Source organism: Nonomuraea sp. NPDC050478 (genome assembly GCF_044458265.1).
Taxonomy (GTDB): Bacteria; Actinomycetota; Actinomycetes; order Streptosporangiales; family Streptosporangiaceae; genus Nonomuraea; species Nonomuraea ferruginea.
This window is the reverse complement of the sequence record NZ_JBITHT010000004.1, coordinates 569,843-590,189: the sequence shown is the minus strand read 5'-3', so window position 1 is coordinate 590,189 and position 20,347 is coordinate 569,843. Positions and strand designations below refer to the sequence as shown.

The 20,347-nt window shown below is 72.3% G+C and carries 14 protein-coding genes; 5 read left to right on the top strand and 9 right to left on the bottom strand.

Going from position 1 to position 20,347, the window contains the following annotated elements; translation table 11 throughout:
* Nucleotides 1-53: 53 nt before the first annotated feature.
* Nucleotides 54-2,687 (top strand): pyruvate, phosphate dikinase, encoded by a 2,634-nt coding sequence (gene ppdK, locus ACIBF7_RS22640; RefSeq protein WP_397198066.1) that lies wholly within the window; start codon nt 54-56, stop codon nt 2,685-2,687.
* A gap of 1,015 nt (nt 2,688-3,702) precedes the next feature.
* Here ppdK and ACIBF7_RS22635 read toward each other — a convergent pair.
* Nucleotides 3,703-5,205, bottom strand: coding sequence for a M48 family metallopeptidase (locus ACIBF7_RS22635; protein ID WP_364228461.1), 1,503 nt, complete (start codon nt 5,203-5,205; stop codon nt 3,703-3,705).
* Between the two features lie 83 nt (nt 5,206-5,288).
* On the opposite strand from ACIBF7_RS22635, the gene ACIBF7_RS22630 reads away from it, so the two are divergent.
* Nucleotides 5,289-6,509, top strand: a complete 1,221-nt coding sequence (locus ACIBF7_RS22630) for a deoxyguanosinetriphosphate triphosphohydrolase (RefSeq protein ID WP_148033346.1) — start codon at nt 5,289-5,291, stop codon at nt 6,507-6,509.
* Between the two features lie 5 nt (nt 6,510-6,514).
* Here the strand turns inward: ACIBF7_RS22630 and ACIBF7_RS22625 are convergent, their stop codons facing one another.
* On the bottom strand, nt 6,515-7,399 hold the full coding sequence (locus ACIBF7_RS22625) for a M23 family metallopeptidase (RefSeq protein WP_148033345.1): 885 nt from the start codon (nt 7,397-7,399) through the stop codon (nt 6,515-6,517).
* Nucleotides 7,400-7,574: 175 nt separating this feature from the next.
* Here ACIBF7_RS22625 and dnaG point away from each other — a divergent pair, with 175 nt between their 5' ends.
* The 3 genes from dnaG (at nt 7,575) to rpoD (ending at nt 11,617) form a co-directional block, all read left to right on the top strand.
* Nucleotides 7,575-9,416 (top strand): DNA primase, encoded by a 1,842-nt coding sequence (dnaG, locus tag ACIBF7_RS22620; RefSeq protein WP_148033344.1) that lies wholly within the window; start codon nt 7,575-7,577, stop codon nt 9,414-9,416.
* A gap of 62 nt (nt 9,417-9,478) precedes the next feature.
* The gene (locus ACIBF7_RS22615) at nt 9,479-10,222 is read left to right on the top strand and encodes a hypothetical protein (protein ID WP_397198065.1); all 744 of its coding nucleotides are present in this window, start codon (nt 9,479-9,481) and stop codon (nt 10,220-10,222) included.
* Between the two features lie 291 nt (nt 10,223-10,513).
* Nucleotides 10,514-11,617, top strand: a complete 1,104-nt coding sequence (gene rpoD / locus ACIBF7_RS22610) for an RNA polymerase sigma factor RpoD (protein WP_372452512.1) — start codon at nt 10,514-10,516, stop codon at nt 11,615-11,617.
* 46 nt (nt 11,618-11,663) lie between these two features.
* On the opposite strand, the gene ACIBF7_RS22605 is transcribed toward rpoD, so the two are convergent.
* From ACIBF7_RS22605 to ACIBF7_RS22575, 7 genes are read right to left on the bottom strand one after another with little or no spacing between them, the layout of a single operon-like run.
* On the bottom strand, nt 11,664-12,470 hold the full coding sequence (locus tag ACIBF7_RS22605; RefSeq protein ID WP_397198064.1) for a transporter substrate-binding domain-containing protein: 807 nt from the start codon (nt 12,468-12,470) through the stop codon (nt 11,664-11,666).
* Nucleotides 12,467-13,855 carry a hypothetical protein gene (locus ACIBF7_RS22600; protein WP_397198062.1) on the bottom strand — a complete coding sequence of 463 codons (1,389 nt, stop codon included), beginning with the start codon at nt 13,853-13,855 and terminating at the stop codon, nt 12,467-12,469. Before ACIBF7_RS22600 ends, ACIBF7_RS22605 begins: the two co-directional genes overlap by 4 nt.
* Nucleotides 13,852-14,487, bottom strand: coding sequence for an FHA domain-containing protein (locus tag ACIBF7_RS22595; protein WP_397198061.1), 636 nt, complete (start codon nt 14,485-14,487; stop codon nt 13,852-13,854). Before ACIBF7_RS22595 ends, ACIBF7_RS22600 begins: the two co-directional genes overlap by 4 nt.
* Nucleotides 14,487-15,770 carry a VWA domain-containing protein gene (locus ACIBF7_RS22590; protein ID WP_397198060.1) on the bottom strand — a complete coding sequence of 428 codons (1,284 nt, stop codon included), beginning with the start codon at nt 15,768-15,770 and terminating at the stop codon, nt 14,487-14,489. Before ACIBF7_RS22590 ends, ACIBF7_RS22595 begins: the two co-directional genes overlap by 1 nt.
* Nucleotides 15,763-16,944 (bottom strand): protein phosphatase 2C domain-containing protein, encoded by a 1,182-nt coding sequence (locus tag ACIBF7_RS22585; protein ID WP_397198266.1) that lies wholly within the window; start codon nt 16,942-16,944, stop codon nt 15,763-15,765. Before ACIBF7_RS22585 ends, ACIBF7_RS22590 begins: the two co-directional genes overlap by 8 nt.
* Entirely contained in the window at nt 16,944-19,130 is a 2,187-nt protein-coding gene (locus ACIBF7_RS22580; RefSeq protein ID WP_397198059.1) for a tetratricopeptide repeat protein, read from the bottom strand. The genes ACIBF7_RS22585 and ACIBF7_RS22580 overlap by 1 nt, the downstream gene beginning before the upstream one ends.
* Nucleotides 19,127-20,296 carry a hypothetical protein gene (locus tag ACIBF7_RS22575; protein WP_148033336.1) on the bottom strand — a complete coding sequence of 390 codons (1,170 nt, stop codon included), beginning with the start codon at nt 20,294-20,296 and terminating at the stop codon, nt 19,127-19,129. The genes ACIBF7_RS22580 and ACIBF7_RS22575 overlap by 4 nt, the downstream gene beginning before the upstream one ends.
* Between the last annotated feature and the right edge of the window lie 51 nt (nt 20,297-20,347).

Here is a 20,347-nt window from a genome sequence, read left to right as displayed (position 1 = left end):
TCATCATCAATTCCGCCGGTAGAGTCCGAGTAGAAGCGTTGATTGGAGCTGTGGTGGCCAAGTACGTTTACGACTTCACCGAGGGCAACAGGAATCTCAAAGATCTCCTGGGCGGAAAGGGCGCCAACCTCGCCGAGATGACCAATCTCGGGCTGCCCGTTCCTCCGGGGTTCACGATCACTACTGAGGCGTGCCGCCACTACCTGGCAGAGGGCGCCCTGCCCGAAGGGCTCGACCGGGAGGTCGAGGAGCACCTGCGGGCGCTCGAGGAGAGCATGGGCAAGCGGCTCGGCCAGGCCGACGACCCGTTGCTCGTCAGCGTGCGCTCGGGTGCCAAGTTCTCGATGCCGGGCATGATGGAGACGGTGCTCAACATCGGGCTCAACGACGAGTCCGTGCACGGCCTCGCGAAGCAGGCGGGCGGCAACGACCGCTTCGCCTGGGACTCCTACCGCAGGCTCATCCAGATGTTCGGCAAGACCGTGCTCGGCATCGACGGCGACCTGTTCGAGGACGCCCTCGACGCTCTGAAGGACGGCCGCCAGGACACCGACCTCGACGCCGGTGAGCTCCAGCGCCTGGTCGAGTCGTACAAGGGCATCGTCCGCGACCAGACCGGCGACGACTTCCCCGCCGACGCGCGCGAGCAGATGCGGATGGCCGTCATGGCCGTCTTCGACTCCTGGAACGCGCCGCGCGCGATCCTCTACCGCCGCCAGGAGCGCATCCCCGCCGACCTCGGCACCGCCGTCAACATCTGCTCCATGGTCTTCGGCAACTGCGGCGGCGACTCCGGCACCGGCGTCGCCTTCACCCGCGACCCGGGCAGCGGCCGCCAGGGCATCTACGGCGACTACCTGCAGAACGCGCAGGGCGAGGACGTCGTCGCCGGCATCCGCAACACGATCCCGCTGCAGGAGCTGGAGCGGCTCGACAAGCGCTCCTACGACGAACTGCTGTCGATCATGGAAACGCTGGAGAACCACTACCGCGACCTGTGCGACATCGAGTTCACCATCGAGCGCGGCAAGCTCTGGATGCTGCAGACCCGCGTCGGCAAGCGCACCGCCGGCGCCGCCTTCCGCATCGCCACCCAGCTCGTCGACCAGGGCCTCATCACCATGGACGAGGCCGTCACCCGGGTCACCGGCGACCAGCTCGCCCGCCTCATGTTCCCCCGCTTCGACGCCGGCGCGGACAAGCGGCGCATCGCCAAGGGCATGAACGCCTCGCCGGGCGCGGCCGTCGGCAAGGCCGTCTTCTCCTCCGAGCGGGCCGCCGAGCTGGCCGCCCAGGGCGAGGACGTCATCCTGGTGCGCCGCGAGACCAACCCGGACGACCTGTCCGGCATGATCGCCGCCCGCGGCATCCTCACCAGCCGCGGCGGCAAGACCTCGCACGCCGCCGTGGTCGCCCGCGGCATGGGCAAGACCTGCGTGTGCGGCGCCGAGGAGCTGGACGTCGACACGGCCGGCCGCACGTTCTCCGCCCCCGGCGGCGTGGTCGTCAACGAGGGCGACGTGATCTCCATCGACGGCACCAGCGGCGAGATCTTCCTCGGCGAGGTGCCGGTCGTCGCCTCCGCCGTGGTCGAGTACTTCGAAGGCGCCGAGCCCGAGGACGACCTGGTCAAGGCGGTCGACCGCATCATGCGGCACGCCGACGGGGCGCGCCGCCTGGGCGTGCGGGCCAACGCCGACACCCCCGAGGACGCCGCCAGGGCGGTCCGCTTCGGCGCCGAGGGCATCGGGCTGTGCCGCACCGAGCACATGTTCCTCGGCGACCGCCGCCAGCTCGTCGAGGACCTGGTGCTCGCCGCCGGAGCCGAGGACCGGCAGGCCGCGCTGGACGCGCTCGAACCCCTCCAGAAGTCCGACTTCGTCGGCATCTTCCAGGCGATGGGTGACCGGCCGGTGACCATCCGGCTCATCGACCCGCCGCTGCACGAGTTCCTGCCCGACATCGTCGGGTTGTCCGTCAAGGTCGCCACCGGCGAGGCCACGGACAAGGACCGCGCCCTGCTGGCCGCCGTCAAGAGACTGCACGAGCAGAACCCGATGCTCGGCCTGCGCGGCGTACGGCTCGGCCTGGTCATCCCCGGCCTGTTCGCCATGCAGGTACGCGCCATCGCCCAGGCCGCCAAGGAGGTCCCCGGCGCCCGGCCGGAGATCATGATCCCGCTCATCGCCGCCGTCCAAGAACTGGAGTGCGTCCGCGAGGAGGCCGCCGCCATCCTCGCGGAGGCGGGTGTCGGCGCGCTCATCGGCACCATGGTCGAGACGCCGCGGGCCGCCCTGACCGCCGGGCAGGTCGCCGAGGCCGCCGAGTTCTTCTCGTTCGGCACCAACGACCTCACCCAGATGGCGTGGGGCTTCTCCCGCGACGACGTCGAGGCCTCGTTCTTCTCCCGCTACCTGGAGCTGGGCATCTTCGGCGTCTCCCCGTTCGAGACCCTCGACCGCGAGGGTGTCGGCCGGCTGGTCGCGATCGCCACCGAGGAAGGCCGTGCCACCAGGCCCGACCTCAAGATCGGCATCTGCGGCGAGCACGGCGGCGACCCGGACTCCGTCCACTTCTGCCACGACACCGGGCTCGACTACGTCTCCTGCTCACCCTTCCGCATCCCGGTCGCCCGCCTCGAAGCGGGCCGCGCCGCCCTCAGCGACACCGACTCCGACACCCGCTGACCGACCTTCCCCCACCGGAAAGACCCCGTCCGAGGAAGTCCTCGTACGGGGAACTCCGGGCCGGGTCCCGTCCCGGGGAGGTCTCGTCGAGGAGAGGCCCCCGTACGGGGAGTTTGCGGCGGGGATGGTCCCCTACGGAGAGTTCCGGGGACGCCCCCTGTCTGGGGGAGATTCCGTACGAGGAGAGGTCTCGTACGGGAAGTTCCGAGGCGGGTCCCGTCCGGGGGATAGTCCCGTGCAGGGAGGGTCCTGTACGGGGATGGTCCCGTGCGGAGGTTCGGGGACGCGTCCTGTCCGGGGGAGGTCTCGTAGGAGGAGAGGTCTCGTACGGGAGTTTTGTGGCGGGGGACGGTCCCGTGCGTGAGCTTCGGGGACGGTCCCGTACGGAGGGTTTCGGGGACGCGTCCTACCTCGGGGAATGTCTCGTACGGGGAAGGTTCCGTACGGAGAGTTCCCGGGATGGTCTCGTGCGGGGATGGTCCCGCGCGGGGAATTTTCGGGAACGGGTCCTGCCTGGGGAAAGCCTCGTATGGGGTTCGGGGACGGTCTCGTCCGAGGGACGGTCCCGTACGGAGGGTTTCGGGGACGCGTCCTACCTCGGGGAATGTCTCGTACGGGGAAGGTCCCGTACGGAGACTTCCCGGGATGGTCTCGTGCGGAGATGGTCCCGCGCGGAGAGTTTCGGGAACGGGTCCTGCCTGGGGAGGGTCTCGCATGGGGGTTCGGGGACGGTCTCGTCCGGGGGATGGTCCCGTATGGAAGGTTTCGGGGACGCGTCCTGCCCGGGGAGGGTCTCGTACGAGGAGAGGTCTCGTACGGGGAGTTTCGGGGTCGGGTCCTGTCTGGAGGTCCGACCGAGGAAGGTCTCGTACGGGCGAAGGTTCGTACGAGGAAGGTCCCGTACGGGGAGTTTCGGGGACGCGTCCTGTCGGGGGGAGGTCTCGTACGGGCGAGGGTTCGTACGAGGGAAGGTCCCGTACGGAGAGTTTTGGGGATGGGGGTCGTACGGCGGAGGTCAGGGGGACGGGATGGGGGTTGGTTCGGCGTTGGCTGGGATGTAGTCGTGGCGTACGCCGAGGTCGCCGAGCCAGGTCCGGAGGCCGCCGATGGCCGCGGGGTCGGCGGACACCTGGGCCGCGTAGCCGGAGAGGGCCACCTCCTCGCCGTCGTCGTACAGCAGCCGCGCCGGCCCCGACCAGGACAGCGCCCAGCGGGCCTGGCCGTGCTGGATCAGCAGCCCTTCCAGGGCGGCGCCCAGCACGCGCGCGAGCAGTCCCTCCTCGGGGGCCCACCCCAGCTCGCGCAGAGCCGCCTCCAGCTCCGCCTGACGCCCTCTGGCGATGGCCTCGAAGGCCGCGTCCAGGTACGGCCTGGACGCCCCGACCACCCGGGCGCCCGCCACCGCGAGGTCGCGCAGCGCCTCGGCGTTGCGACCCTCGTACATGCCCTGTGAGACCAGCTCGTCCCAGGACACCGGACGCAGGGCGGCCGCCGCCTGCGGCGTCCACAGGGACCCTTCCACGGCGTTGGCGGCCACGTCGGCGTCGTGCAGCAGCATCAGCGCCGAGCGCGGGTCGGGCACGTGCTCGGGCTCCGGCAGCCGCTCCACCGCCGCCAGCCGCTCGGCCAGGCTCGGATGCGAGTCGTACGGGGACGTCTCCTCGGGCCGCGCGGCCAGCTCGGTCAGCTGGGCCCGCCGGGACTCGTCGTTCAGCATGGACTGGAAGCCGCCGAACACGGCCGCGGGCCGGCAGCCGCCCGCCCCCGCCATCGACAGGTACGTGGCCGTGTAGAGCTCCCAGGCCGCCGCCGTGTAGTGGATCTTGCGCAGCGCGTCGGCCATCGCCTGACGCCCGCCGATCGCCACCGCGAGCTCGTCGGCCTCCAGCTCCTGCCTGCGCGACACGGCCTGCGACACCCGCATGTAGAGCTTGGCGTACCAGGTGAACAGCCGCTGGACGAACGGGTGGCGGTCCAGGCCTCGCACGGTCGCGATGAGCGAGACCCGCCCGCGGTAGACGGGCGCGCCGAGCCGGGTGTGCGCGCCGCTGTAGTGGCCCAGCTCGTGCCCGAGCACCGCCCGCATCTCGTCGACCGTGAGCGTCTGCAGCAGCGGCAGCCCGATGTACATGCGCCGCCTGGTGGCCTTCAGCCCGAGGAACCGGGTGTCTTCCGCGACCGCCGCGTTGACGTCCGGCAGCAGCCGGATCTCGTCAGGCGGCGCGGTGCGGACCCGGCGGGCCAGGTCCTCGACGGTCTGCCACAGCACCGGCTCGTGCTCCCTGGTGACCGCCACGCCCGGCTGCTCGCCGCTTTGCCGGCGGCTCACCATGATCAGCGTCCGGACGAGCGCGGCGGCGGCCAGCGTCAGCACCACGGCGAACTTGATCAAGTTGGCGTGGAAGTCGATGATCAGCAGCACGTCGAGCGCGACCGCCGCCAGCACGATCACGCCGACGAGCACGTAGAAGCCGGCGAGCAGGCAGAAGGCGAGGACGGCCCGGAACGCGGTCGTCATGGGTGAGGGCTCCCGGGGACGGGGGGACTCTGGCGTGGCTTCGACCCTAGCGAAAACCGGAAACCGGATAAAATCGCTCCCTTATGGCCGGCTACGACGAACACGACACCGCACGCTGGGTGCCCGAACCACCCGGCAACCCCGAGCGCAGCGCGTTCGAACGAGACCGCGCACGGGTGCTCCACAGCGCCGCGCTGCGCAGGCTCGCCGCCAAGACGCAGGTGGTCGGCCCGGCCGAGGCGCTCGGCGCCGGCCAGCACATCCCGCGCACCCGGCTCACCCACTCGCTGGAGTGCGCCCAGGTCGGCCGCGAGATGGGCGCCACCCTCGGCGTCGACCCCGACCTGGTGGAGACCGCCTGCCTCGCCCACGACCTGGGCCACCCGCCGTTCGGCCACAACGGGGAGACGGCGCTCGCCGAGCTGGCCGAGCCCTGCGGCGGCTTCGAGGGCAACGCGCAGAGCCTGCGGCTGCTCACCCGGCTGGAGGCCAAGGTCATCGCCGACGACGGCACCAGCGCCGGGCTCAACCTCACCAGGGCCGCGCTGGACGCCTCCACCAAGTACCCGTGGACCCGCGGCGAGTCGCCCAAGTTCGGCGTCTACGACGACGACCTGCCGGTCTTCCGGTGGATCAGGGACGGCGCGCCCGACGGCCGGGTCAGCTTCGAGGCGCAGATCATGGACTGGGCCGACGACGTCGCCTACTCGGTGCACGACCTGGAAGACGCCCTGCACTCCGGCCACGTCGTCCCCGAGGCGCTGCGCTCGCCCGCCGAGCGCGCGGCCGTCTGCGTGACGACCCGCACCTGGTACGCGCCCGGCGCCGACCTCGCCGAGCTGGAGGAGCTCTTCGCGGAGCTGGTCGCCGCCCCGCCGTGGCCCCGCCGCTTCACGGCCACCCTCTCCGACCTGGCCGGGCTCAAGGCGCTCACCAGCGGGCTCATCGGCCGCTTCTGCCGCGCCGCCCAGACGGCCACCAGGGAGTCGTACGGCCTGCGCCACCGGACCAGCCTCGTCGTGCCGGAGTCGACCCGCCTGGAGTGCGCGCTGCTCAAGGGCATCACCGCCCACTACGTGATGGCCACCGAGGACCACCACGCCAACCAGGCCAGGCAGCGTGAGCTGATCATGGAGCTGGCCTCGCTCATCACCCTCGGCGCGCCCGGCACGCTGGAGCCCGCCTTCAGGCCCGCCTTCGACGAGGCGGCCGGCGACGCGGACCGCGTGCGGGTGGTCATCGACCAGATCGCCTCGCTGACCGACACCTCCGCCGTCGCCTGGCACCGGCGGCTGTCACGCTGAGCGCGTCACCGCACGGTGCCGACCGACGCCGTCGGCGCGAGCGTGATCGCGAGCTCCGGCGTGGGAGTGGCGCGCTTCTTCTTCCGCGTCGGAGTCGGGGTCGGCTCGGCCGACGCGGGCTCGGCCCGCTTCCCGCCGCACAGCAGCCTGCACGACGGCGTCTCGCCGAGCTTGCGGCGCAGCGCCAGCGTCTCCTGGCGGGGCGAGAACGTGCGGTTGCCGGACCGCCACGCGTCGAGATAGTCCCACGGCTCGACCATGCCCCTGCGCACCCACCAGAACGCCGGGCCGGTCTTCCAGGAGATCGCGAAGTAGAGGTTGGGGCCGGTGTCGCGGGCGTTGCCCGACGTGCCGACCCGGCCCAGCGTCTGGCCGCCCTTCACCTTCACACCCGGCCGGATGCCCTCGGCCACGCTGTCGAGGTGGGCGCCCAGGTAGCGCACCCCGTCGTCGCCGATGACCGTGACGAACCTGCCCTCGCGGTGGGCGCCCTCGTCGGTGGACGGCAGCCACCGGTTGGCGGTGTTGACCTCGTCGACCACGCCGTCGACCGGCGCCACGAACGCGCATCCCCGCGGCGCCCAGATCGTCGTCTTCGGCAGCACCAGCAGCTTGCTCTGGTAGGTCACCTCGCAGCCCTTGACGGGGAAGGTGTAGGTGTACTTGGAGAGCTTCGGCGGCGGCACCCGCACCGGGTCGTCGCCCGCGGGCGGCTCGACGGGGCCCTGCGGGGCCGGTGTCGGGGCCGGCGAGGTCACCGCCGCGGAGCCCGCGCCGGACGTGGTGGCGGCCGACCGCACGCCCGCGATCCCGGCCGGCTGGCTGCAGCCGCTCACCAGCAGCGCGGCGCCGGCCGACGCCGCCAACAGGCCGATCCGCCCCGCTCGCATGATCTCCACCGTATCCGAGGACAACCTTTACCTTTGTAGCCGACAGGGAGCGGTCCCATAACGTCTTTCGGACCAACGGGCGCGACCTGTTCCATCCCGCTGCTTCCTCTCCGTCCCGCAGGTCACATCGCTCTCAGTGGGAGAAGTGTCGGGCGCTCCGCATAGACTCACCGGCGTGGCTGGCCGGATCCGTGACGTCGACATCGCGCTCGTACGCGAGCGTTCCCCCATCGCCGACGTGATCGGCGAGCACATCCAGTTGCGCAACGCCGGAGGCGGCAACCTCAAGGGGCTGTGCCCGTTCCACGATGAGAAGTCGCCGTCCTTCAACGTCACCCCCGAGCGGGGGATGTACTACTGTTTCGGCTGCTCCGAAGGCGGTGATGTGATCACCTTCGTGGAGAAGGTCGAGCATCTGACCTTCGGCGAGGCGGTCGAGCGGCTGGCGCAGCGGGCCGGCATCCAGTTGCAGTACGAGCAGGGTGGCTACGTGCCGCGGCGCGACCACGGCGAGCGGGCGCGGCTGATCGAGGCGCACCGGCTGGCCGCGGAGTTCTACGCCGCCAAGCTGTTCGCTCCCGACGCCGGCGCGGGGCGGCGGTTCCTGTCGGAGCGGGGGTTCGAGCGGGCCGACGCCGAGCTGTTCCAGGTCGGTTACGCGCCGGCCGAGTGGGAGGCGCTGACCCGCCACCTGCTGGCGCGCGGGTTCAGCGCCGAGGAGCTGGTCAAGGGCGGGCTGGCCAAGCAGGGGCGGCGCGGGCCGATCGACCGGTTCCGCGGGCGGCTGATCTGGCCGATCAAGGACTCGACCGGCGACGTGATCGGGTTCGGCGCCCGCAAACTGCTCGACTCCGACGACGGCCCCAAATACCTCAACACCCCCGACTCCCCGCTCTACAAGAAGAGCCAGGTGCTCTACGGCATCGACCTGGCCAAGCGCGAGATCTCCAAGCGGGCCCAGGCGGTGATCGTCGAGGGCTACACCGACGTGATGGCCTGCCACCTGGCGGGCGTGCCGACGGCGGTGGCGACCTGCGGCACCTCGTTCGGCGAGGAGCACATCAAGATCCTGCGCCGGTTCCTGCTCGACCAGGCCGAGTTCCGGGGTGAGGTGATCTTCACCTTCGACGGCGACGCGGCCGGCCAGAAGGCGGCGCTGCGGGCCTTCGCCGACGAGCAGAAGTTCGTCACGCAGACCTACGTCGCCATCCAGGCCGACGGGCTCGACCCGTGCGACCTGCGGGTCAAGCAGGGCGACGCGGCGGTGCGCGACCTGGTCGCGAGCCGCGAGCCGCTGTTCCAGTTCGCCATCCGCAGCACCATCGACCGCTACGACCTGCGCAGCAACGAAGGCAAGATCGCGGCGCTCGACGCGGCGGCGCCGATCGTGGCTGGCATCAAGGACGCGGGGCTGCGCAAGCGCTACGCCATCGACCTCGACCGGTGGCTCGGGTTCATGGACGAGCGGTTCGTCATGCAGCGCATCGCCGAGGTGGGGCGGGCGCAGACGGGCCGCCCGCAGCAGGCCCCACGGCCCGCTCCGGTCGATCCGCACGTACGGGTGGAGGCCGAGCTGCTCAAGCTGGCCGTGCAGCGGCCGGCGCTGCTCGGGCCGCGCTTCGACGCGCTCGACCCGCAGGCGTTCACCGCGCCCGACCACGTGACGCTGCAGCGGCTGATCGCGGCGGCGGGCGGGCTGGCGGCGGCGGGCCACGGCGGCCGCCCGTGGGTCGACCGGCTGCTCGAACACGCCCACGAGGAGGGCGCGGCGGCGCTGGTGACCCGGTTCGCGGTGGAGACCATCCAGGCCGACTCCCACGCCGAGGAGCGCTACGCGGGCGCGATGCTCGCGGCCATCGAGGCCGTCGCCGTCGACCGGGCCATCGCCCAGGTGAAGTCCCGCATCCAGCGGCTCAACCCGGTCGACGAGCAGCAGGAATACAACAAGCTCTTCGGCGAGCTGGTGGCCCTGGAGCAGCAGCGCCGGGTCCTGCGCGACCGGGCGGCCGGAAGCTAGCCCGCCGGAGGCCGGCGAACTTTCGCCGGGCGGCCTCTGTCCAACACCCCGTGAAGATCCGAATGGTGACCGTTCTGGTGGCGGGATCCGCCGTCCTGGCGGGCGGTGGCGGCGTCGCCGTCGCGGACGTCCCGGTGCGGACGGGATGGCTGCCCAACTGCGGCGGCACGGTCAAGCAGCCCGCGAACGAGGTCGGCGTGGACGAGACCCGCCTGCTGCTGTCGCCGGACGGGTCGCGGCCGGCGTACCTGCCCGACGACGCGGGCAGGCGGATCCGGGTGTACGACGTGCGCTCGGGCCGGGCCGTCGGCACGCTCCCGGCCGAGGACGGCTTCTCCTGCACGGCCGGGTTCAGCGGCGACGGAGGGGAGCTGCTGCGGGTGGAGGAGAGCATGCGGGTCACCGATCCGCGCGGGCGCACCCTGCGCAGGGACGTGCCGCCGCAGGTGGTCGCCCACAACCTGCCCCGCCGGCCCTCGTCCGTGGCCGACGGCGGGGGCGACGACCGGCCCAGGGTGGCGGCGGCCGCCGCCGACGGACGGCGGCTGGCCGTGTACGTCCCGGGGGAGCGGCCGTCGGTGATCGTCTACGACCTCGGGTCGCGGAAGGTGACCGCGAGGGTCCCGCTTCCGACTGGGGTCCGCCCGGCCGCGGCGACATGGACCGGAACGGCGGAGGTGACCGTACGCGGCGACGGCGGGGGAATGGGCCGGCGGGTGCGCGTGGATCTCGATGGGAAGCGGGCCGAGATCGTCGAAACGTACGACAGGCCCGCCGGCGGGACCGTCTACCACGCGGGCGGCTGATCGGCGCATAGCCGAGTGGAAGACCCGGTAATGCCGCACAAAGCGGCATCCGGGCAGCAAGACCCATGTGTCCGGCGCTTCACCGAGCCGGACACACCAATCCAGACCGCGTAATTGACTTTACTTTCCTGATCAAACTCCGGCTAAACCTTAAAGGGATCTCAATTCGGTAAGGGTGATGGCCTTACCTTCGGTGACAAAAATGGGTCTGCCATTTTATGGAACCAATACTGCAGACTGTCTCCCGTGGGTGCATCGGTGCTGCCAAGTGGACCGCCATCCGTAGATCAGGTGGCGGACCTCGTCGCTAAGGGAAGGGAGCGCGGGAGCGTAACCGTCGATGACGTCGCAGCCGCGCTTGACCGATCCGAGCTTCCCTCAGACGCGCTGGAGCGCGTCGTGCGGATGCTCGCCGAGAACGGTGTGGAGGTCCTCGAGCCCCAGGGCGACGAGGAGACCACCCGCGCCGATGAGGAAGACGTAGGCAAGCGGGCGCCGACCAGTGATCTGGTCCGTATCTACCTGCGGGAGATCGGCCGGGTGCCGCTGCTGACGGCGGAAGAGGAGGTGGAGCTCGCCAAGTCGATCGAAGCCGGCCTGTTCGCGGAGGACAAGCTCGGCAACGGGGTCTCGCGTCTGGCCTTCCCTGAGTTCAGGGAGCTCGTCTGGCAGGGCACCCGGGCCAAGCAGCGCCTCATCGAGGCCAACCTGCGGCTCGTGGTGTCGATCGCGAAGCGGTACGTCGGCCGCGGCATGCTGTTCCTGGACCTGATCCAGGAGGGCAACCTCGGCCTGATCCGGGCCGTGGAGAAGTTCGACTACACCAAGGGCTACAAGTTCTCCACCTACGCCACCTGGTGGATCCGTCAGGCCATCACGCGGGCGATCGCCGACCAGGCGCGGACCATCCGCATCCCCGTGCACATGGTGGAGACGATCAACAAGCTCGTCAGGGTGCAGCGGCAGCTCCACCAGGACCTCGGCCGCGAGCCGATCCCGGAGGAGATCGCCAAGGAGATGGACCTCCCCGTCGACCGGGTCGTGGAGATCCAGCGCATCGCGCAGGAGCCGGTGTCGCTGCAGTCTCCGATCGGCGAGGAGGACTCCGACCTCGGTGACTTCATCGAGGACGCCGACGCGGTCGTGCCCATGGAGGCGGCGGCGTTCATCATGCTGCAGGACCAGCTCGACGACATCCTGGCGACCTTGTCCGACCGCGAGCAACGCATCATCCAGCTCCGCTTCGGCCTGGCCGACGGCCATCCGCGCACGCTGGAGGAGGTGGGCAGGGAGTTCGGCGTCACCCGGGAGCGCATCCGGCAGATCGAGTCGAAGACCCTGGCCAAGCTCCGCCACCCGACGAGGGCGCAGATGCTGCGCGACTATCTGGACTGAGTGGTCACGACGGCGGGCCGGGGAGCCTCCCCGGCCCGCCGTCGTGTCACGAGCAGCCCTCGAACTGCGGCACCGCGACCGTGCCGAAGTCCAGGCCGGTGCCGCCGAACCACTCGCGCAGCAGCTTGGCGGCGGTCCCGTCCTGGTACATGTCGGTGATCGCCCGGTTGACCTCCTCGCATCCGGCCACGTCTCCCCGGCGCATGCCGATGCCGGTCCGCTGCTCGTTGAACTGGGCGTTGGCCAGGCGCAGCCCGCCGCCGTCCTGCTTGGCCAGCCCGGCCAGGATGACGTCGTTGGTGGTGATGGCGTCCACCTGGTTCTGCTTCAGCGCCACCATGCACGCCTGGTAGTCGGGGAACGGCTTGACCTCCGCCGCCACCCCGCGCTCCTCGACCACCCGCTGGGCCGCGTTCGCGCCCTCCACCTCGCAGATGCGCCGGCCCCGCAGGTCGCGCACGTCCTTGATCCGGCTCTCGTCGGGCCGGATCAGGATGTCCTGGTAGGAGATGTGGTACGGGCCCGCGAACAGCACCTTCTGCTTGCGGTCCTCACTGATCGTGTACGTGGCCACGACCAGGTCGGCCTCGCCGGAGAGCACCGCGTCCTCGCGCTCGGCGGCCAGCACCGGGACCAGCCGGTAGTCCTTGCCGAGCCGCTCGGCGACGTAGGCGGCCACGTCGACGTCGAAGCCCTCGAACCCGCTGCCCTTCCTGAACCCCACCGACGGCAGGTCGGGCCGGACGCCGATGACGATCTCGTCCTTGTCGAGCAGGGACCCGGGGGCGCCGGCGCCGCATCCGGCGGCCACCAGCGCGACCGCCGCGAGCATCACGATCATCAGCCGCTTCAACGGTACTCCCTCAGTCGTGGCCACACGCCCAGGGCCAGCAGCACGCCGATGCCGCCCATGGCGAACGGCAGCACGGTCCACAGCTCGTCCAGCGCCCGCTCGCCGCGGTCGACCGCCGAGGCGAAGACGCTCTGCTTGCGGTCGGCCACCTTCACGAGCTCCTCGTCGTACTTCGCGAACGCCTGCCGCACCTCGCCGAGCCTGATCGCGACCGCCTCACCGGTGCGGCCCGTGGCCGCCCGCGCGCGCATCAGGCTGTCGGCCTCCTGGTAGCGGAGGTAGGCGTCGAGCACGGGCTTGGCGGTCACCCCGGCGAGCTCGGGGCCCAGCATGCCCCGGAAGTCCTCGGCCCCCCGCACCGCGGTCTGGTACTTCGCCAGGCTCCCCGCCTCGACGTACATCAGCCGCTGCGACTTGTCCAGGAACCGGTGCTCGTAGGTGTCGGCCCGCTCCTTGTCCAGCAGGAAGCGGCTCTGGTCGCCCTGCATGCTGTTGCCGATGGCGCGGGCCCTGGCCAGCGTCACCACCGAGTCGAAGCCTTCGAACTTGGCCGTCCGCAGGAAGTCGATGTCCCGCTGGATCACGCTCAGCCCGGCCGCCATCGCGCCGGCGGTCGCCAGGGTGGCGCCGACGAGCGCGAGCCCGAGCACCCGGCGGAACCGCCGGGCCAGGTACACCTGCAGGTACAGCAGGCACCCGAGCGCGAGCAGCCCGGCCACGATCACCGCGGCCCGCACCAGCGGCAGCATCCCGGCCGTGTCGTCGTAGGTGCGGCGCACGATGGTGCCGCTCTCCAGCGTCAGGTTGTAGGCCTGCGGCAGCAGCACCTGGCGCATCAGGTCGGTGGCGTCCCGGTAGACCCCCAGGACCGAGGCCGGCGGGTCCCCGGCGGCGTGACTGGACTGGCTGTCGAGCAGCAGCGCCCGCGCGACCAGCTGCTCGTAGCGGCCCAGCCCGTCCAGCACGGACTGGATGGTACGGCGCTCCGCCTGGTCGTCGCCGGCCAGCTGGAACGCCTCCAGCAGCGCCAGGTTGGCGGCCGAGCGCTGCTGCTCGTACCGCGCGAGGGCCTTGGCCCTGAGTCCTCCGTCCTCGGGGCCCATCACCAGCACGTCGGCGATCAGCGCGTCCATGTCGCTCAGCCCGAAGTACAGGCCGGAGGTGGCGACCACCTGAGGGCCGGCGTCGCGGCCGATGACGCGCAGGCCGTCGCCCGCGGTGGTGCCGCCGGCGGCGACGGCGGCGAACAGCAGCGCGAGCGCCGCGGCCGCCACCCCGGTGAGCACCCGGACCCTGCCGGGCACGCTGCGCGCGGCCCGCCGCCTGACCGGAGGCGCGGCCTGGTGCGGTGCGGGCGGCGCGGGTGAGATCGGCGTCACCGTCAAGGCGTGCCCTCCCTGATCGTGATCACGGTCCACGCGCCGAGGTGGATGCGGTCGCCCGGCCCCACCGGGACCGGCACGTTCACCGTGACGGGCTTGCCGTTGACCTGGGTGCCGTTCGCCGAGCCCGGGTCGACCAGCATCCAGGTCCCGCCGGGCGTGGCCAGCAGCACCGCGTGCAGGCCCGACACGCCCGGATCGGTCGGCGGCCCGGCCAGATCGATCTCGGGCGTCAGGTCACGGCCCCTGCGGCTGCGCCCGATGCGCACCTGCTCGCCGATGAGCGGGAACGAGCGTTCCGGGCAGTACGGGGGGAAGGCCATGGCCGCGGCGTCCGGGCCGTTCTGGGCGATGACCTGGTCGTAGTAGGCGCGGTCGGCGGCGGTCACCGCCTCCCAGCGGGCCCCGGCCACCGGAGCCCGCGCGGGCAGCGCGCCGCCGTCGAAGGAGTGGCCGCACACCTCGCAGAACTGGCCGACGCGCGGGGTGGCGCAGATCGGGCAGCTCTCCGCCGGCCGCGACCCCTGCGGCTGGGACGGCCCCGGCTGCTGCGGGGCGGGCGCGGACATCTGCGTCCCGCACACGTCGCAGTAGTCGTCGGTGCTCGACGCGTGCCCCTGCGGGCAGGTCGCCATCAGCCGCCCTCCGTCCTGCGGAGCCTGCTCGTGCGTACGGAGCCGGTGTCCAGCTCCAGTTCGTCGGCCTTGTCGACGTTCCTGACCAGCCGGGCGGTGCCCTGGACGGGATCGACCTCGACCACCTTGTCCAGCAGCCGCGCGGTGTCCTCGCGGCCCGAGTCGGCGGCGATCTTCCTGGCCCTGGCCAGGCGGGCGGTGGCGGCCTCCACGTTGCCGGCCGCGCGGTCGCTCAGGCCGTCCTGGATCAGCTGGTGCAGCTCGGCCTGGCCGGTGTAGTGGATGACCTTGGGGTTGATCCGGGTGGACTGGGCCAGGTCGTCGGTCCACTGGGCGAGCACGTTGCCCGAGGCCAGCACCTCGTCCGTGTCGGGCCGCACCAGCTTCACCCACCCGGCCCTGATCTCCTGGCCGATCTGGCCGGGGGCGACCTCCACGCACAGGTGGTACTCGCGCTCCTCCTGACCCCACGAGCCGGTCGGGTAGTCGCCGGTCATCGGGTTGACGTCGGCGCGCTTGCCGGTCAGGTCGAGCAGCGTGGGCGAGACCTGCTTGACGAACTTGAGCGTGGCGGTCTGCGGCACCCACACGCGCAGCGACAGGTCGGGCACGGTCTTGGCCATCGCCGTCTGGGTGATCCGGCGGAAGAACTCGGCCAGTTCGTGCTGGTTCCTGACGAACTCGAAGCTGCCGAGCAGCGCCTCCGACACCATGCGGAGCTGGGCGGGCACCCAGTCCGCGCCGACGCCGAGGCTGTCGCAGACGAACGTGCCGCTCCAGGCGCGCAGCACGTGCTGGAACGTCTCCTCGCGCTCGTTGTTCTGGCCGTCGGTCATGAGGATGGCGTGCCGGACCGCGTTCGGGTGCGCCGACAGCAGGTGGCCGGCCAGGTTGAGCCACTCGCCCATCGCGGTGCCGCCGCGGGCGGTCAGCCTGGAGATCGCCTGCTGCGCCTCGGCCCGGGTCGCCGGGGTAGCCCGGACCAGGCCGTGGCCGTGCGGGTAGATCACCTTGGCCGTCGAGGTGCCGGAGACCACCGCGAAGTACGCGCCGTCGCGCAGTGTCTCCACGGCCGTGGCGGCGGCCGTCCGGGCGTCACGGATCTTGCTGCCGCTCATCGAACCCGACGTGTCCACGATGATCACTTCGGCGGCCTCGGTGGCGGTCTCCGCCACGGCCGCGCCGGTGGAGCCGATCGTGAGGATGGCGTGCACCTCCCGGCCGTCCACCGGGAGGAATTTGTTCTGGTCGATCTGCAAGGTGAAAGAGGGCTGGTCACCCATGCGTGCCTCCTAGAGGGATCAAGGCGATGGTCACGTTGTCGTGGCCGCCGGAGTCGAGCGCGTGGCGCAGCATCTGGCGGGCCTGGTCGAGCGGGGTTCCCTCGGTGGGGAAGCGGTAGCCGGCGAGGTAGCGCCACAGCCCGTCGCTGCACACCAGCAGCAGGCCGGGTCCCGGCGGCGTGAAGACGCGCGTACGGGGGCGCACGTCGGGGTAGTCGGCCCCGAGCCAGGCGGTGATCTCCCCGGTGGGCGCCACGTCGTCCTCGGTGAGCAGCGTCCCCTCCCGCCGCACGCCCCCGTCGGCGGGGACGTCGGCGAGCCAGTACGCGCGGGTGTCGCCCGCCCAGCAGAGCGTGATCTCGCCGGGGCGCGCCACCGCGGCCACGTACGTACAGGCCGGGGCATGGTCCGGGGAGCTGGCGAGCTTGCCCACCGCCAGGCCGGCCAGCGCGAACGCCTCCTCATGCGGTCGCCCCTCCGCCAGCGCCGCCGCTGCCGCCGCCACAGCCGCTGCCGCCGCCTCATCAGCCCGCGGCGAACTCCCCACCCCATCACAAACCACAGCGATCGTCCCCGAACCGACCGCACCCAACGGGACCGCCCCACCTGCTGGAGTCACGCTGGGAGGAAACGTCCCTGACGGGACTGTCCCCGCCGCGCCGGAAGTGGCCGTGCCCGACGGGACCGGCCTGCCTGCTGAGGTCGCGCCGGGAGGAGGGAAAGTCCCCGCCGGGTCTGCCGGGGTCGCGCCGGGAGGCGTCCCTAGCGGGACAGCCCCCGCCGCGCGGGGCGGGAGCGTCTCTGGCGGGATTGTCCCGCCTGTTCGGGGCGGGCCGGGTGGGGGTGTTCTTGGGGCTGATGTGGTTACCGGGATGGTGGCCGCTTCTGGTGGGATCGGGTTCGGCGGGGGTGCGGTGAGCGTTAGCAGGGTTACCGCGTCCTCGTTGCGGGCGCGGCGCAGGCCGCGGTCCGTGACGGCGGCGGCGCCGTGGGGGAGGACGGACTCGGCATGGTCCCTGGCCGTGGGCTGGCGCACGCCGCAGCGTTCGCAGTAGCCCTCCGCGTCCACGGCGGCGGCGCCGCAGGACACGCAGGAGGGGGAGGCGAGCGGGTGGCCGCAGGCTTCGCAGAAGGAGTCGCCCCGGGCCACGGGCGCCTCGCACAGCGGGCACATCACAGCCACGTCCGGGGCCGGACGGTGTTGGCCAGGTCGACCAGCGCGTACCGTTCCTGCCGCGAGGACGCCGCGCCGGCGAGCTCGCGGTAGATCGACTCCAGCCGCCCCCGCACGCCCCGCTCCGTGAAGGGGGTGTCCGCCACCCGCGCGCCGGGCGCCGGCTGGTTGCCGTCGAGCCAGGTGAGCGCGGCACGCAGGATCTCGGCCGTCAGTCGCTTGCGGCGGCGCGGGTCGAGGTCGGCCAGCTTGCCCAGGCGGTCGGCGGCGGCGGTCAGCTCGCCCGGGTGCAGCGCCCGCGGGTCCCGGCGGGCGGCGGCGGCCACCAGCGCGAGCTGCGCGGCCACCCGGTGGCTGGAGGACGCCGGCACCTCGTCGAGCACCGCCGTCCGGCCCGTCCTGGCCAGCCCGAAGGCAGCGCTGACGTAGGCGTGGTCGGTCCGCCACACGCTCTCGTACCAGGGGACCGGATCGCGACCGGCGAGCTCCAGCGCGAAGCCGAGCGCGAGCTTGGGCGCCCGCTCTCCCGGCATCATCGACACGCACCGGTCGAACGACCTCACCGCGAGATCGGGGTCGCGGACGGCGAGCCCGGCCACGCCGCGGTACCAGGTGACGCGCCAGTCGCCCGGCAGGGCCCGGTCCAGGTCGTCCAGCATGTCCCGCACTCCCGCGAAGCCGTCCTCGGCCGCCAGCCTGGCCAGGGTCAGCCGGGTCTCCGGCGTCTCCGGCATGGCCCCCACCTGGGCGGCCAGCTCGTGCGGGTGGCTGCCGGCCAGCCCGGCCAGCGCCCCGGCCGCGGGGTCGGCGGGGTCGGCCAGCGGCACGGGCAGCGACGTCACCGCCGCCATCGGGTCCAGCGCGTCGAACACCCGCTGCGGGTCGTCGGACAGCGCCCTGCCCACCGCGTCCCGCTCGGGCCCGAACAGCGCGGACGGCGCCGGGTACGGCACGCCGTCCTCCAGCGCGGAGATCTCGCGCAGCACGCCGACGAGCTGCTCCTCCATCTCCTGCGCGCTGTGGAACCTGGCGGCCGGGTCCGGGTCGGTGGCGCGGCGCAGCAGCCGGGCGAACGACTCGTGGCCGCAGTCGTCCGGCAGCGGCGCGGCCACCCCGCCCCTGGTGGGGCTGAACCCGGGGACGGCCAGCGCCGCCAGGGTCCTGGCCACCGTGTAGAGGTCGGAGGCGACGGACGACGGCTGGGTGTCCAGCTCGGGCGCGTGGTAACCGGTCGTCACCCAGGAGGACCCGGGCGGCGAGCCGACGCGCTGCACCGCGCCCAGGTCGATGAGCTTGAGCCGCCTGCCGACCCGGATCACGTTGGCCGGCTTGAGGTCGCAGTAGACCAGGTCGTGCTCGTGCAGGTAGGCGAACGCGCGCAGGATCTCACGCCCGTACATGAGCGTCTCCCGCAGCGGCAGCGGACCCTGGCCGCGCAGCTCGTGCAGCGACTGGCCGCCGACGTACTCCATGACGATGTAGCCGAGGCCGCCGGAGCGCTGGAAGTTGAAGATCTTGACGATGTTCGGGTGGTCGACCATCGTCAGGAAGCGCCGCTCGGCCTCCGCCGCCGCGAGCGCCTCGGCGTCGGCGGTGTTGAGCAGGCCCTTCAGGACCATCCACCGGCCGTCCAGGTTCTCGTCGGAGGCCAGGTAGATCCAGCCGAGGCCGCCGTGGGCCAGGCAGCCGAGCACCCGGTACTGGCCGCCCACCAGGTCGCCCTTGGCCAGCTTGGGGGAGAAGGAGTACGGCGTCCGGCAGTGCGGGCAGAACCCGTCGGTGCGGCCTGGCCGCCCGTCCACCGACCGGCCGACCGGCTTGCCGCAGTCGAGCTTGGCGCAGAACCGCTTGTTCTCCGGCACCTGCGGGTCGGACTGCACCGCGGTCGCGGGGTCGCGGTACGGCACGGACGGCAGATCGGCGATCTCCGCGAGCACACCGGCGCGCGACCGGCCGCTGCTCATCGGCCCCGACACGCCCCTGCTGGAGGGCCCCGTCCCGCGTACGGGCCGGGTGACGCCGGCGGGCTGCGACACGGCCGGGTGCCCCGTCCACACCCCGACCGAGCCCTCCGCCGGGCCGCTCGCCTGCGCGGCCACCAGGGGTGAGACGGCGGCGTGACCGCACAGGTCGCAGTAACCCTCGTCGATCGTGCCCGTGCAGCCAGGCTGCGCGCACGACGTCATCGCCCACCTCCGTTGATCGCCCGCTTGTACTCGTCGACGGCCGCCGCCGCCCTCGTCAGGTCGCACGGCGAGCTCCACAGCAGCAGCCGCGCCCGCTCGTACAGCCGCATCGCGGCCGGATCCTCGACCATGCCGGTGCGCGCGGCCTTGGCCTGGCAGGCGCCGAGCAGGCCGCGCAGCTCGTCGCGCCTGTTCAGCAGCCCGCGCAGCGCCCGCGCCGCCGCCCCCGCCTTCGCCTCGGCCTCCACGGCCTGTCGCTCCAGCACCGTGAGCCGTCTGGCCCGCTCCAGCCACGAGTCGGCCGAGGCGTCCAACGCCGCCAGCGCGGCCTCCAGCTCCGGCACGCCGCTCCTGGGCTGCGCCTGCGGCGGCAGCGCTATCTTGACGACGACGGCGCCGTGCGCCAGCCGCGCCTCGCTCTCGGCCGCCCGTACGAGGTCGAGCGCCGCCTTCAGGTTCTCCCTGCGCGCGCCGTACTCGTCCTTGACCGTCAGCGCCTGCTCCAGGTCGGCGCGGACGTTCTCCAGGTGGCGGACCAGCGTGTCGAGCTCCTGCTTGACGTGCCCGGCCCCGAGCGGGTCCGCCAGCACGGCGGCGCGCAGGCGGGTCAGGTCGGCGTCCTGGCGGGTCAGGTCGACCGGCTCGCCCAGCCGGCTGCCCAGCTCGCGCGCCCCGGCGAGCGCGGCGGCGGCCGAGTCCACCCGGGGGAGCAGCGCCGACCAGACGGAGTCGATCTCGGTGAGCGCGTCGGTGGCGAGCTGGAAGGCCGCGTCCATCCGCAGGACGGTCTCGTCCAGGGTCAGCCGCTCCTCCACCGGGGGAAGCAGGGAGCGCTGCTCGACGGGCTTGGCCGGCGCCTTCAGCAGCACCGACCGGCCCGACAGCAACGCGGTCAGCGCCTCCAGCTGCTCGCCGCCGAGCCGGGACCGCTCGGCCCTGACCTGCTCCGCGTCGCGCAGCACCCCCCGGTACGCGTCGTACAGGGACCAGAGCCTGGCCAGCGCGGCCTGCGCCTCCTCCCAGCGGAGCCGGGTCGCGTCGCGTAAGGAGGCGCCCTTGAGTAACTGGTAGGTCGTGTGCGACTCCAGATCGAGCAGGTCGCCCGAGATGCGGTCACGCTCGGCCGCCCTCGCGCGCAGCGCGTGCTCGGCGCCTTCTCTGCTCATGGGTGGGCCCTGGCTCATCACGCTCCCGATGCCATAGGGGGACCCTGACTT